Source organism: Roseofilum capinflatum BLCC-M114 (assembly GCF_030068505.1).
Taxonomy (GTDB): domain Bacteria; phylum Cyanobacteriota; class Cyanobacteriia; order Cyanobacteriales; family Desertifilaceae; genus Roseofilum; species Roseofilum capinflatum.
Genome location: NZ_JAQOSO010000002.1, coordinates 53731 through 68570, shown reverse-complemented (window position 1 = coordinate 68570; position 14840 = coordinate 53731). Strand labels below are relative to the sequence as shown.

General features: G+C 48.3%; 12 protein-coding genes. 7 read left to right on the top strand and 5 right to left on the bottom strand.

Annotation, left to right across the window (positions count from 1 at the left end; translation table 11 throughout):
• Positions 1-6: 6 nt before the first annotated feature.
• Entirely contained in the window at positions 7-2514 is a 2508-nt protein-coding gene (locus tag PMG25_RS00760) for a hybrid sensor histidine kinase/response regulator (protein WP_283765003.1), read from the bottom strand.
• A 129-nt stretch (positions 2515-2643) separates the two neighbouring features.
• Between PMG25_RS00760 and PMG25_RS00755 the strand changes: the two genes are divergently transcribed.
• Positions 2644-4335 (top strand): peptide ligase PGM1-related protein, encoded by a 1692-nt coding sequence (locus PMG25_RS00755; protein ID WP_283765002.1) that lies wholly within the window; start codon positions 2644-2646, stop codon positions 4333-4335.
• 78 nt (positions 4336-4413) lie between these two features.
• Here PMG25_RS00755 and PMG25_RS00750 read toward each other — a convergent pair whose 3' ends face one another.
• From PMG25_RS00750 to PMG25_RS00735, 4 genes are all read right to left on the bottom strand, one after another.
• A complete protein-coding gene (locus tag PMG25_RS00750; protein ID WP_283765001.1) occupies positions 4414-4764 on the bottom strand; it encodes a carboxymuconolactone decarboxylase family protein in 351 nt (116 codons plus the stop codon).
• 169 nt (positions 4765-4933) lie between these two features.
• On the bottom strand, positions 4934-5116 hold the full coding sequence (locus tag PMG25_RS00745; RefSeq protein WP_283765000.1) for a hypothetical protein: 183 nt from the start codon (positions 5114-5116) through the stop codon (positions 4934-4936).
• Positions 5117-5330: 214 nt separating this feature from the next.
• Positions 5331-7925, bottom strand: a complete 2595-nt coding sequence (gene topA / locus PMG25_RS00740) for a type I DNA topoisomerase (protein WP_283764999.1) — start codon at positions 7923-7925, stop codon at positions 5331-5333.
• Between the two features lie 33 nt (positions 7926-7958).
• Complete coding sequence (locus tag PMG25_RS00735) at positions 7959-8126, bottom strand: hypothetical protein (protein ID WP_283764998.1); 168 nt, start codon at positions 8124-8126, stop codon at positions 7959-7961.
• A gap of 311 nt (positions 8127-8437) precedes the next feature.
• On the opposite strand from PMG25_RS00735, the gene PMG25_RS00730 reads away from it, so the two are divergent.
• The 6 genes from PMG25_RS00730 to PMG25_RS00705 all read left to right on the top strand — a co-directional run bounded on the left by PMG25_RS00730 (position 8438) and on the right by PMG25_RS00705 (position 14677).
• Entirely contained in the window at positions 8438-10135 is a 1698-nt protein-coding gene (locus PMG25_RS00730; protein ID WP_283764997.1) for a SpoIIE family protein phosphatase, read from the top strand.
• 5 nt (positions 10136-10140) lie between these two features.
• A complete protein-coding gene (locus PMG25_RS00725; protein WP_283764996.1) occupies positions 10141-10569 on the top strand; it encodes an ATP-binding protein in 429 nt (142 codons plus the stop codon).
• Between the two features lie 32 nt (positions 10570-10601).
• Positions 10602-11579 (top strand): tRNA epoxyqueuosine(34) reductase QueG, encoded by a 978-nt coding sequence (queG, locus tag PMG25_RS00720; RefSeq protein WP_283764995.1) that lies wholly within the window; start codon positions 10602-10604, stop codon positions 11577-11579.
• Between the two features lie 142 nt (positions 11580-11721).
• A complete protein-coding gene (locus PMG25_RS00715; protein ID WP_283764994.1) occupies positions 11722-12243 on the top strand; it encodes a photosystem I assembly protein Ycf3 in 522 nt (173 codons plus the stop codon).
• Positions 12244-12277: 34 nt separating this feature from the next.
• Complete coding sequence (gene gatC / locus PMG25_RS00710; protein ID WP_283756037.1) at positions 12278-12565, top strand: Asp-tRNA(Asn)/Glu-tRNA(Gln) amidotransferase subunit GatC; 288 nt, start codon at positions 12278-12280, stop codon at positions 12563-12565.
• Between the two features lie 144 nt (positions 12566-12709).
• A complete protein-coding gene (locus tag PMG25_RS00705; protein ID WP_283764993.1) occupies positions 12710-14677 on the top strand; it encodes a bifunctional aldolase/short-chain dehydrogenase in 1968 nt (655 codons plus the stop codon).
• Positions 14678-14840 lie beyond the last annotated feature (163 nt).

Below are 14840 nucleotides of genomic sequence, written 5' to 3'. Positions count from 1 at the left end.
AAGTAGCTACACTAAACGCCGTACTGTTTCTAATAATAACTCTTGACTAAATCCTCCCTTCGTTAAATAGGCACTTGCTCCGGCTTCTGCACCTCGATGTTTATCTTCATCAGAAGCCAAAGAGGTGACTAAAATAATTGGCAGATCTTCATATTCCTTATGCTCCCGAATTTTTGCGGTTAAGGATAACCCATCTAAGTTGGGCATTTGCACATCAGAAATCACACCATCAAAATGACGAGTTTTCAACTTATTATAGGCATCCAAGCCATCTACAGCCGTCACCACCTCATAACCTGCACTTTCCAAAATTCGTTTTTCTTGAGTCCGGGTGGCGATCGAATCTTCTGCTAATAACAAAACGGCTTGTTTTACATTTTCCTCTGGCGTTTTGATCGTCTCAGATGACTCGATTTTTCGTTGGATATTTTTCTTTTGGACTGACTTGACTAAATCTTGAGGATTTAAGACCATACAGACTTCGCCTGTTCCTAAAATGGTTGCCCCGGATACATTTCGCACCCGTTGCAACAGGCGACTTTGGGGTTTAAGGATAATATCCTGTTGATCGAGCAATTCATCTACAATTACCCCTAACAATTCTGGCCCTACTTGCAGGATAATACAGGGCAAAAGTTCTAGGGTTTTAGTTTTTGCAGATTCATCTTCAGATTGAAAAGGAGAGGATAATTCTAAAATGTCTTCCAGCCGGGCAATGGAAATGGGTTCCTGATCCATGGCATAAGTATCTCGACCCTCGATCGCAAAAATTTGATGTTCTGGAATGAGTAAAGTGGTCTTCACAAATTCTACTGGAATGGCATAGGTCGCACCCTGGACGGACACCAACAAGACGGAAGCGGTGGCTAAACTGGTACTCAGTTGAATGGTAAATTTACAGCCTTTACCGGGAGTGGATTCAACATGGATACTTCCCTTCAAATGCTCTACATTGGTGCGTACCACATCTAACCCAACACCGCGCCCAGAAACTTCAGTAACTAACTTACGAGTGGAAAATCCAGGGGCAAAAATGAGGGATTGAATTTGTGATTCGGTCATGGCTTCGAGTTCTTCGGGTCGTCGCAGCCCCTTGTTTTTGGCTGTACGTTTAATGTTGTCTATGTTTAAGCCTTGACCGTTATCCTCAAGTTCAATAATGATACTATTGCCAATTTGAGACCCTTTCAGATGAATGGTTGCTTGAGGGGGTTTGCCTTGGGCGATGCGTTCGGCTGGGGTTTCAATGCCATGATCGATGCTATTGCGGATCATGTGCATTAAGGGGTCTTTCATTTCTTCTAAGATGCGTTTATCGGCTTTGGTTTCTGCTCCTTCTAGGATTAAGTTGACTTGTTTTCCTTGTTGTTTCGCTAAATCTCGCACTAAGCGCCCAAAGAGGTTAAAAATGGTGGATAAGGGTAATAGGCGTAGGGTGCGAATGCCAGAATCGAGTTGATTGGCGATCGCCTCTAAACGAGCGACATCTTCGGAAGCTCGCGATCGCAACTGATTTAACAGTTTCCCCATCTCTTGTAAATACTCTTCATGGCGTTGTTTGAGCGCTTGCAACTTATCAACACTCTGCTCAAAACTAAGATTGCCATAGGTTTGCCGGTTCCACTCTTCCCACAACGAGACCATATCGTTCATCGTACTAATATGGTGAGCCATGCGGATTTTACTGACGGTTAACTCTCCGGTTTGCGTCATCAAATCATCTAGATTTTGAGTGGCAACCCGCACACTCTCAATCCGATAATTCGATCCCATGACCGGTGCTGCGGTCTTCGAGTTAGTCTTTTCTGGTACAGGGGGGGGAGAAGGAGGCTTTTCTGGTACAGGGGCAGGAGAGGGCGTTTCAGAAACCGGTTTTGCTGGGGCTGGTGGCTCCTCTGGCTGGGGTGCTGGCTCCGGTTCGGGAAGGGACTCCTCTGCTACCGATGGGGTCTCTGCTGGCTCTTCTGGCTCCTCTGGTTGGGGTACTGGCTCCGGTTCGGGAAGAGACTCCTCTGCTGCCGATAGGGTCTCTGCCGGCTCTTCTGACTCCTCTGGCTGGGGTTCCGGTGCGGCTCGATCGACCTCTGGGGGTTCCTCCTCCACCGGTTCAGCTTGTGCAGTGGAATGGCCAGGGAGATTTGCCCCCATGAGGACGGCTAAGACTTTATAGGCTTCAATACCTGAAGGTTCGCCAGTGACGGCTTCATGGACAACTTGGCGAATGGCATCTAAGCCATAATAGAGGCGATCGTCCATTCCCCCCTCAAGGGCCTTAGTATCCTCTTTGAGTTTACCGACCACTTGCTCGATTTGATGGGCCAGGGATTCCACATCCTTGACTCCCAACATCCGAGAGTCTCCTTTGAGGGTATGAGCTTCTCGGAGAACTTCTTGGAGTTTGTCTCCATCGTCTGGATGTTGCTCTAGGTGCAAAATACCTGCCTCTAGATTTTGCAGGTGTTCCTCGCTAGAGACTTTATAAAGTTGTCGCAGTTCTTCATCTTCGATGATCATGATTCACCTGGGATTGACTCAAAGGACTTAACTGTAAAAGGCCGGTAGTTGCTCAAAGATTATTCATCAAATAGCAGACATCCAATCTGATAGGGTTTTATTATATAGACGTTATAGTGGGTTGACCGAATGCACCACTCCAACCACGGAATCGAATGTAAAGATCGACCGGATGTCATTGACCAATTTCGATATCTTCAAACTCAGTGGCGAAATTCACTCTTTCATCAAAGTTGTGAGTTACCCCAACTCCTGGATCAAAGTGAGATTGCCCCGAATTGGCAGACTTCCCCCATAACCGAACCTGATGATTATGATATCTTGGTTATTCCCTCCCTGACCTTGGATCAACAAGAACTTCAGAAAGTTGAAGGGGTGATGCATTACGAAGAGCGGATGCTGTTTTCCCTGATTCGATTAAAAAATCCTCGCACTCGCTTAGTTTATGTGACCTCCGAACCCCTACCAGAGATCATTGTTGATTATTATCTCCACCTTTTACCCGGTATTCCCTTTTCCCATGCTCGCGATCGCCTGTTACTCTTTTCTGCCTACGATCGCTCCTGTAAATCTCTAACGGAAAAAATTTTAGACCGTCCTCGCTTAATCGAACGAATTCGGCGATCGCTCCGTTCCCCAAAATCTTATATGGTCTGCTTCAATTCTACCTCCTGGGAGCGGGAATTATCAGTCAGATTACAGCTTCCCCTGTTTGCTTGCGATCCGGAACTACTCTACTGGGGTACGAAATCGGGCAGTCGGGAAATTTTTGCCCAATGCAACATTCCCCATCCCGATGGCTGCCATTCGGTTTGGAATTCCCAAGACTTAGCGGAAGCATCGGCTAATTTATGGGAGCGACAACCCCACCTGAAGCGGATGGTGATTAAACTCAATGAAGGATTTTCCGGTGAAGGCAATGCCTTACTCAATTTAAGCCCCATTGCTGATTATCAACCCGGAAGGGCTAGTCATGGCGATCGCGTCCGCGCCATCAAAAACCAGTTCCAGCACCTCGCCTTTCAAGGCCCCGGAGAAACCTGGCCCACCTTTGGCTCCCGTATTCCCGAATTAGGGGCTATTGTGGAAGCCTTTATTGAAGGAGACAACAAGCGATCGCCGAGTGTCCAAGCCCAAATCAACCCTTTAGGAACCGTCGAAATTCTCTCCACCCATGACCAAATTTTAGGCGGCCCCGATGGCCAAATTTACCTCGGCTGTCAATTTCCTGCCGACGAACCCTATCGCCTTAAAATCCAAGAATATGGCCGCTTAATTGGCGAAAATTTAGCCCAAAAAGGAGCCTTAGAGCGCTTTTCTGTTGACTTTATTGCCCTCCCTTCTACTAACAGCCCTTCCTCAGATTGGGATGTATTTGCCATTGAAATTAATTTGCGCTGCGGTGGCACAACCCATCCATTTATGACCTTAAAATATTTGACCGGAGGATTTTATAATTCTGAAGATGGCTTATTTTATAGCCAAAAAGGACGACCCAAATATTATTTAGCAAGCGATAATTTACAGAAAAAACGCTATCAAGGACTCTTGCCCCACGATTTAATCGATATTATCGCCCATCATAATCTACATTTTGATACCGGAACTGAAACCGGAACCGTATTTCACTTAATGGGAACCTTATCAGAATTTGGGAAACTCGGATTAACCAACATCGGTGATTCCTTACCCCAATGTGAACTCTGTTATCAAAAAGTAAGTTCGATTTTAGATCGAGAAACTCAACTCTATAACGGAACGCCTACAACTCCTATTTTACCCAGCTCTAACGTTCCTGGGACTCCTCTCATTCCTCATTAAAATATGAGAGCGCTTCGGGCTTACAAAAAAAAATCCCTCTGCCAATTGGAGGCGAGGGACTTGTCATTGAGTTAATCTTTAAGATTTTTCTGCCATAAACTGGTCATAAGCCATCAAAGCCTCTGCACCATAAACCGTTGAGGGCCCGCCCCCCATCAGTTGACAAACCCCGATCATTTCTACCAGTTCTTCACGGGTTACTCCGGCTTTGATGCAAGCTTCTGTATGATGGGCGATACAACCATCACATCGGGCCGCAATCCCCAGAGCCAGAGCAATCAATTCTTTAACTTTGGGCGAGAGCGCTCCCTCTTTGGCCGTTGTGGCCATAATTAAGGTCTTAAACGCTTTCATGGTGTCTGGCTCTGCTTTCCCCAGTTCTTTACTCCCGGCCATAAAGTGTTTGCCGATTTCGGGATAGTTTTTCATCAGGCGATCTCCTAGGAATCTGAATCAGGATGATTGAAGAGTTCAAGTATAATTATAGCGCAATATATCTTTTTAGTGATTAAGTTTTCAATATCAACTCTGGGTCATCCATTAAACTACAGCTAAACGGACTGGATATAACCCGGCCATGCTGCCACTGCTTTCTCTGTTACAACTGGGGTTTAATCTGATTCTGGGGAATCTCTGGAGCCGTTTTAGTCTCTTTGAACTGATAGCCTTGTTGCTGAATCTCCTGGACAAAATCAGTTGTCTCTAAAGGCACAGTCTCCGGTTTAGCATCTGGAGACTGGACTTGATGGCGTTGATGTTTCAGTTTAGCTTTACGTCCCATAGAATCGGCTCTATCCTACTCAAGGGGGTCACTCCCTAGTTTAACAAAGAATTGGGTGATAGTCCGATCGCCGTATCATTTCCATCCAACAAAGACCTGTCCTCCGTTCTGTGGATCGGGTCTCTTTTTGGGAGAATTTCCACATTTTTTCCACAAGCTTTGGAAGTTTTCCACAAGAGTTTGAGGAAAAAGGGGAGAACTGGCCCTGTTGTCACTAAGCCTTTTTACGACTGCGGGAGCGGGTACTGGTCGTTTTAGTGCTTTTCTTAGCCTTGAGTAACTCTAGGGCTTCGTCTAAGGTCACCTCTTCAACCGGCCGCTCCTTGGGTACACTAGCATTGACCTTACCATGCTTCACATAGGGGCCATAGGGGCCATCATAAAGATTAACTGCCTCCCCATCCTCTGGGTGTGCCCCTAACGCTCGCAGGGGTTCCTTGGTCTTTCCACGACCCCCTCCCCGACTTCGCTTCGGTTGGGCCAGTAATTCCAGAGCGCGATCGAGGCCAATAGTTAAGATATCATCTTCTTTCTTCAAAGAGCGATAATCCTTACCTTCCTTACCTTGATCGTGGACAACATAGGGGCCAAAGCGACCTAAACCCGCTTTAATTTTCGCTCCGGTTTCGGGGTGTTGGCCCAACAGTCGCGGTAAGGATAACAAACCCACAGCCATATCCAAGGTGACATCTTCCGGTTTCATGCCTTTGGGGAGGGATGCGCGTTTGGGTTTTTTATTTTCTTCGGAAACTTCCCCAAGTTGCACATAGGGGCCATAGGTTCCATTGAGCATAAAAATCTCCTCTCCCATCTCCGGATGAACACCGAGGCAGTCAGGCCCCTCAGTTTTCTGCTTGATCAGGGTTTGCACCTGATCTTGATCCAGGGTATCGGGGGTGAGGTGAGGGGGAATAGAGGCCGTAAGCGGTTCATCCTCTCCATTTTCCACTACCACATAGGGGCCGTATTTCCCTAAACGGACTTTAGCCTCTAAGCCTTCCAATTCCAGAGTTTTCGCCGTATTCGGATCGATTTGACTCTCCCGTTCCTTCACTTGAGTTTCCAGACCCGTTTCTCCCTGATAAAAGGTTTTCAGATAGGGTAACCAGTCCACTTCCCCCGTAGAAATATCATCTAGGGTTTGTTCCATGCGCGAGGTGAATTGAGTATCCACCAGGTCGGGAAAATGTTGCTCTAGCAAATTGGTTACTGCAAAGGCCGTAAAGGAAGGGATCAGGGCCTTGTTGACCATTTGGGCATAGCCTTTGCCGATAATCGTATCAATGATGCTGGCGTAGGTACTCGGACGGCCCACCCCTTCCTTTTCCAGGGTTTTGACTAAGGAGGCTTCCGTATAGCGAGCGGGGGGTTGGGTTTGGTGACCGATCGCCTCTAATTGTTTACAATCAGGATGATCCCCTGCCTTCAGTTCCGGTAGAATCACCTCCTGATTTTCCAAGGCTGCATCGGGATCATCGGAACCCTCCACATAAGCGCGGAAAAAGCCAGGAAAATTAATCCGTTTACCAGAAGAGCGAAACTCAGCCGTTTCCACTTGCAGGTTAACCGCAATTTGGGTTAACTGGGCGTTGGCCATTTGAGACGCTACGGTACGCTTCCAAATCAGGTCATAAACTTTCGCTTCCCGACCTCCTAAACCGGTTTCTTGGGGGGTGCGAAACTGCTTTCCGGCTGGACGAATGGCTTCGTGAGCTTCCTGCGCTCCCTTGCTTTTGGTGCTGTATTGGCGTGCTTGGGGAGAGAGATATTCCGGGCCATACTTTTGTTCTACACAACTACGAGCGGCGGCGATCGCCTCCTTCGACAAATGCACCGAATCCGTCCGCATATAAGTAATATAGCCCTGCTCATACAAATTTTGTGCCGTCCGCATCGTCTCCTTCGCCGACAACCCCAATTTGCGGTTCGCTTCCTGCTGCAAAGTCGAAGTCGTAAACGGAGGCGAAGGTTTGCGCGTTGTCGGCTTTTCATCCACCTCCGTCACCGTCCAAGTTTTCCCCTCTAACTGTTTTTGCAGCGCCTTCGCTTCCGTCTCATTCAGCAGTTTAACCTGACGGTTTTTAACGATTTTCCCCGTTTCCGGATCAAAATCACTACCCGTGGCAATTTTCACCCCATCCAGAGTGATTAACCGGGCTTCAAACGCCGTTTTGGTTTGTTCCAATTCCGCCTTCAGATCCCAATAAGACCCTTGACGAAACGCTCGCCGTTCCCGCTCGCGAGCCACCAACAACCGCACCGCCACCGACTGCACCCGTCCGGCTGAGAGTTTCGGCGCGATTTTTTTCCACAATAAAGGAGAAATCGTATACCCCACCAAACGGTCTAAAATCCGCCGAGTTTCCTGAGCATGAACCAATTGCAAATCGATATCTCGGCAGTTTTGCAAGGCAGCCCGAATCGCCTCTTGGGTAATCTCATGAAAGACCATCCGTTTAATGGGAACCTTGGGTTTGAGCAATTCCTTCAAATGCCAGCTAATGCTCTCCCCTTCTCGGTCTTCATCTGTCGCTAGAATCAACTCATCGGCTTTTTTCAGAGCATCCTTGAGTTCTTTAACAATTTTCTTTTTATCTTTGGGAATCACATAAAGCGGTTCAAAGTTCGATTCTACATTGACTCCCAATTGGGCCCATTTCTCCTTTTTGAAACTGGCCGGAATTTCATCAGCAGCAGAGGGAAGGTCGCGAACATGACCCATGGAGGCTTCTACTTGGTAACCCGTGGGTAGAAAGTTGCGGATGGTTCGCGCTTTGGTTGGAGATTCAACAATAACGAGGCTTGACATAGGGCATAGGGGGAATGGATTGGCAGAGATGGGTTAATCTCTAGCTAGTTTGTCAACTTGAAAGATTTTTGGGAAATTGTCAAGGGGGAAAAGATTAAGATTTGGGGGAATGGGGAATGGGGAATGGGGAATGGGGAATGGGGAATGGGGAATAGGCAATAGGGAATGGGGAATAGGGAATGGGGAATAGGCAATAGGCAATACTGGGTTTTACCCTTTCCTTGTTATATCCGATTTTTCCCCATCCTCCCCATCCTCCTCATCTCCCCACTCCCCCATCCCCCTATTCAGGCCTAGTCCAGTCGGTGTAAACTGTCTAATAATGCAGATCAATATCCCCAAATATTCAACTGCTTCGAGCAAATGATCCTGTAGATTGAGATGACCTTGACAAACCTCATGAAATCTAGTAAAGATAGCAGCTTTGAATGGCCCGTGAAACCGAAAGTCTTATCCCCACTGGGTGAGATTATCTACTATAGTGTCAAACTAACCGGCAATGGGAGTGTGGCATGAGTCAGGGTGAACGCCGAGAACGACGGAGCAAAAAAGCCAAATTAATGGTCGTTGATGACGAGCGGGATAACCTCGATCTACTGTATCGAACCTTTCGGCGGGATTTTCAAGTTTATCGCGCCGAAAGTGCAAAGGCCGCTCTAGAGATTCTGGATCAAGAAGGAGAAATGTCGATCATTATCTCTGACCAACGGATGCCAGAAATGAATGGGACTGAGTTTCTAGGTAAGACCGTAGAACAGTATCCCGATACGATCCGCATCTTGTTAACGGGTTATACGGATGTGGAGGACTTGGTTGAGGCCATTAATGCGGGGAAGGTGTTTAAGTATATTGTTAAACCCTGGAACCCGACGGAACTGAAGGCCTTGATTGAGCAAGCCTCAGAGACCTATCAGGTCATTAAACAAAGTACCAATAATTTGAGGCGATCGCTACGACGGGAGTCCATTCAGAATACGGTGATGACGGCCCTCAGAGATAAGCTGGATTACAACAGCATGTTGCAAAATATCAGCGAGACAGTGGGCAAGAATTTTGAGGCGGATTTCTGCTGTCTCCAATCTGTGGAAGACAATAAGTTAACACAACATCGGTTTGCTTATCGTAATCCGTCTGAAGAGGCAGACGAGGCGAATTTACTCAATTCTCCAGACTCTCAAGCCTTAATAGAAGCGGCTCTAGAGAATCATCAAACCCAAAGTCAACGGTATGCAGAAGGCGATCGCCCCTATCTGCACTTAGCCGTCCCCCTCATCTACCAAGAAACCTTCTTCGGTATCCTCTCTCTCTATCAATATGACACCGATGGCCTGTGGCCCGATGAGGATGTTCAACTGCTAGAGAGCATCATCGAACAAGCCTCCTTAGCGCTCTCCCAAGCCAGACTCTATGAACGAGCGACTCAACTGGCTAATCAATTGCAATCGGAACTCGAAGTGGCTCGTCAATTTCAGGCGAACCTACTGCGGCAAAGTTGGCCTGAAATTGATGCAGTTGATGTGCAAGCCTATTGCTATCCGGCACGGGAAGTCGGCGGAGATTTCTTTGAAGTCTATGTGCATCCCCAAGGCGATATTTGGGTAGCCGTGGGTGATGTATCTGGTAAAGGGGTTCCGGCAGCTCTATTTATGGCCAGTGCCATTTCCGTACTGCGTCGCGAACTGTCCCAGGATACGTCCCAGGAGCCGAATGAAGTGATTCGCAACCTCAATAGTTCCCTGATCGATGATTTGACCAATAACAACTCTTTTATCACCATGGCGGTTGCTCGCTATCGTCCTTCGACTCAGGAACTCGCCTATGCCAGCGCTGGCCATGTTTATCCCCTGGTTTGGTCTCACAAAAAACTGATGGAGCAATTGGCGGCAAATGAGCCAGTTACAGTCGAACCGAATATTCTCAAAGTTCGCGGTATTCCGGTGGGTATTTTACCCGTTTGGAAAGCTCAGTCTGGACAGGTGAAAATGGAACCAGGAGATGTGCTTTTACTGACGAGTGATGGCATTACCGAAGCGAAAGATCACAGTGCTGGTCAAATCGATTCAGAAGCCATGCTGAATCAAGAAGGGTTATGGAAATTGTTGATTCAACAACCGGGCAAACTGAGTTTAACCCAACTGCTTGATAGTGTTCGAGCAGATAGTGCTATACAAGAAGATGATCAAACGCTGCTATCTTTGGAGGTTTTGTAGGTCTCATGAAAACGGAGCTAAATGTGCCAAGCGATTTGAAATTTCTGGGAATTGTTGAGTCCTGGTTATTAGGCTGTTTGGAAGTGGAGCTGGGGGAGTCACCGGATTGGTCAAGACAATCCACTCGGTTTCGATTGGCCTTAGTAGAAGCCTATTCTAATGTGGTGCGCCATGCCCATAAAGAGAAGGCGGAATTGCCTGTGGTGATGTGTTTGGAACTCAAAAATAGTGACATTGCCCTAGAGATTTGGGATCATGGCCAAGGATATGATCTAGCTACTTATTTGCCTCCCGATCCAGAACAAAAACAGGAAGGGGGTTATGGATGGCTGATTATGAATCGGTTGATGGATCGGGTAGAGTATCGCCTGCAAGTTGAAGGTCGTAATTGCCTAAAATTAGAGGCAAGTGTCCCCGCTTTGAAGAAAGAATAAGTTGGGTTGGCAAGGTGAGTTTGGGGGGATTGATGTCTGATGATTCTGGAACCTTAAGTTCAGAACAGGTGAAAGAAAAAGCGATTGAGCTTGGCTTTAGTCAAGTGGGGATAGCAGTGGTAGATCGGGCGATCGCCCAAAAAGCGGCTGAACGGCTCAATTCTTGGTTAGCCCAGGGCTATCATGCAGACATGGATTGGATGGCTAATCCCAAACGCCAAGAGATCCGCACCGCCTTCCCCCAAGTAGCTTCGATTATTAGTTTATCACTCAATTATTATGCTCCCTATGCTCAACCCCAAGGGCTAGAGTATGGCAAAATTTCTCGTTATGCTTGGGGACGGGATTATCATCGAGTCATCGGCAAAAAGTTAAAGGCTTTTGCTGCGTGGTTACAGCAGCAGGGGCAAGATATTCAACTTAAGGGCTATGTGGATACGGGGCCGGTTCAAGATAAACTCTGGGCCGAGACGGCAGGCTTGGGTTGGGTGGGTAAACATGGGAATCTGATTACCCGTAAATTTGGCTCCTGGGTGTTTCTGGCGGAAATTTTGACGAATTTGACCTTAGAGCCGGATCAACCCCATACAGAGCATTGTGGGACTTGTACGCGCTGCATTCAGGCTTGTCCTACAGGGGCGATCGCCGAACCGTTTGTGGTGGATGCCAATCGCTGTATTGCTTATCACACGATTGAAAACCGTGCTGAGGAACTTCCGGAGGCGATCGCCAAAAACCTCAACGGATGGGTGGCTGGATGTGACATTTGTCAAGACGTTTGCCCCTGGAATCAACGGTTTTCCCAACCGACGCAGATCGCAGACTTCCATCCCTATCCGGAAAACCTCGCCCCCAAACTCATCGATCTCGCCAACCTTTCCGAGCAAGAGTGGGATCGACGGTTTCGCGCTTCCGCCCTCAGACGCATTAAACCCGAAATGTGGAGAAGAAACGCCCGCGCTAACTTGCCAAGCGGAGACTGCGCTCAGGACGAGCAAGGTAAGCCTTAAAAAAGGGAACTGTCTTAACTCCCCCCTGGGTTAAGGTTAGCTCAGGGAGATCGGGTGCTGCTGTACCTCTTGAGAGTGCTTTGCGCTGTAACTGTCTATCCTTGTTACAATGAAAAATTGAAACCCTTTAATCTAAACGGTTATGCCCAGAACCCAGCGCAACGATAACTTTATTGATAAAAGCTTTACGGTGATGGCAGATATTATTCTCAAGATTCTGCCCACCAGCAATAAGTCGAAAACTGCCTTTGCCTATTATCGCGATGGGATGTCTGCCCAGGCTGATGGGGAGTATGCAGAGGCTTTGGATAATTATTATGAAGCTTTGGAGTTAGAGGACGATCCCAACGATCGCAGCTATATTCTGTATAATGTGGGCTTGATCCATGCCAGTAATGGGGAGCATGACAAGGCGATCGACTATTATGAGCAAGCCTTGGACTTGAATGATAAGATGCCCCAAGCCCTGAATAATATTGCCGTCATCTATCACTATAAGGGCGAACAAACAAAAGCAGCCGGTGATAATGAGAAGGCGGAAGAATTATTTGATATCGCCGCCGATTATTGGAGCCAAGCAATTAAAATGGCTCCCAATAACTATATTGAAGCCCAAAACTGGTTGAAAAATACCGGGCGATCGCAAGGCGAAGTCTTTTTCTAAGTATACTTTTTTGCTGTAGTCTTCCATAACCCCTATGCTCGACCAAGAACAAGTTCATAAAGTTGCCCATCTGGCCCGTTTAGCCCTGACTCCGGAAGAAGAAGCCCAGTTAAGTGGGGAACTGAGCCAGATTCTCGAATATGTGGAACAGCTCAATGAGTTAGATACTGAAGGGGTTCCCCCCACCACGCGAGCGATCGAATTAAGCAACATCACCCGCGAAGATTTACTCACCCCCGATGAGTTTCGGGAAGCCCTTTTAGACAATGCCCCCGATCGCGATGGGGACTTTTTTAAGGTTCCCCAAATCCTTAGCGAGTAAAGCCCTCATCCCCCAGCCCCTTCTCCCGTGGGAGAAGGGGAGAAAAGTTCCTCTCCCAGTGGGAGAGGGCAAGATCTTGGCAACTCACCAATCGACCCATTGTTAATTGTTAATTGTTAATTATTAATTGTTAATTGTATAATCATGGTTAAAAACTTATGGAATGGGAGCGAAGCCGCTCAATATAAAACAGATGTAGAACAAAGAGTTTATACCTCGCGCCTATTAGGAAAAGATCCCTCCCTCGTCCTCCATGGAGGGGGCAATACCTCCGTCAAAGTCAAAGAAAACAACCTCTTCGGAGAAGCAGAAGATATTCTCTACGTCAAAGGGAGCGGATGGGATCTCGCCACCATCGAAGCCGCAGGATTTGCCCCGGTACGCATTCCCCACCTGCTCAAATTAGCACAGCTCAAGCAATTATCCGACCCGCAAATGGTCAATGAACTGAAAACCCAGATGACCCGCGCCAGCGCTCCCTCTCCTTCTGTAGAGACCATTTTGCACGCCATCTTGCCCTACAAATACGTCGATCATACCCATGCAGATGCGATCGTTACGGTTACAAATACAGCCAATGGTAGAGAACGGATCGAAGAGATTTATGGCGATCGCCTCATCATCATCCCCTACGTCATGCCCGGATTCGACCTCGCCAGAGTCTGCGCCAGTCAATTCTCCCTAGAAGCCGGAGAACAGACCCTCGGCATGGTACTGATGAATCATGGTATCTTTTCCTTCGGAGCTACTGCCCAAGAATCCTACGAACGGATGATCGAGCTAGTCAGTCAAGCCGAAACCTACCTACAAAAACAAGGCGCAATGGTTTCCATCCCCAAACATCCGACCCCTGAACCCCCTCCCCTCAGTCAAACCCTCGCCCAACTGCGCCATACCCTCTCCACCACCGCCCAATTCCCCATCATCCTCAGCACCCACCGCACCCCCAAAACCCTCAACTTCGCCCAAAGAGACGACATTCAGCAGATCTCCCAACAAGGCCCCGCCACCCCAGATCACGTCATCCGCACCAAACGCCTCCCCCTAGTTGGCCGAGACATTCAAAGCTATGCCCAAGACTATCAAGCCTACTTCCGCGCCCACGCCACCCCAGATCTAACCATTCTCGACCCCATTCCCAGAGTCATTCTTGACCCAGAACTGGGCATGTGTACCATCGGCAAAACCATCAAACAAGCCCACATCGTCGCCGACATTTACGACCATACCATCGACATCATCAGCGCCAGCACCCAACTCGGCGGCTATCAGGCACTCTCTGCCAAAGACATCTTCGCCGTCGAATACTGGGACTTAGAACAAGCCAAACTCCGCAAAGGCGGCAAACCCCCCGTCTTCACTGGCGAAATAGCCCTCGTCACCGGCGCAGCCTCCGGCATCGGCAAAGCCTGTGTAGACTCCCTCCTAAAGCGAGGAGCAGCCGTCATCGGCTTAGATCTCGATCGCAACATTGAAGACCTCTACAACCGTGCAGACTTCTGTGGCATCACCTGCGATGTCACCGATGAAACCGCCCTCAATGCCGCCCTAGAACAAGCCGTGCAACAGTTTGGCGGTCTAGATATGCTCATCCTCAACGCCGGTATTTTTCCCGGTGGTTGTCCCATTGCCGACCTCAGCAGTAGCGAATGGCGCAAAGTCATGTCCGTCAATTTAGATGCCAACCTCGCCCTGTTGCGCCAAGCTCATCCCCTGCTCAAACTCGCCCCCCAAGGCGGTCGAGTCGTCGTCATCGGCTCCAAAAATGTCCCCGCCCCCGGCCCCGGAGCAGCCGCCTATTCTGCTTCTAAAGCTGCCCTCAATCAACTCATGCGCGTCGCCGCCCTAGAGTGGGGCAAAGATAACATTCGCCTCAACACCCTTCATCCCAATGCCGTATTTGATACGGGTTTATGGACAGAAGAAGTCCTCAATTCTCGCGCCGCCCATTATGGGTTAACCGTGGAAGAATATAAAACCAACAATGTCTTAAAAGTAGAAGTCGATAGCCATTCCGTGGCTGAACTTGCTGCCGAAATGTGCGGCCCTTTGTTCGCTAAAACCACTGCTGCTCAAGTCCCCGTTGATGGGGGCAATGACCGGGTGATTTAAGACCAAAGACTCTCCTGAGCAATCGTTGTGTCCTCTTCGTTAACCCGTTGATTCATAGATTTGAGTTGTGATTGCGACCGCAGGGAAGTATTCGCGCTCCGCGCAAGCGTCGCTTTCATGTCCGCGAAGCGGAAACGCACAATCCTCGAATCTTGGCGATTGC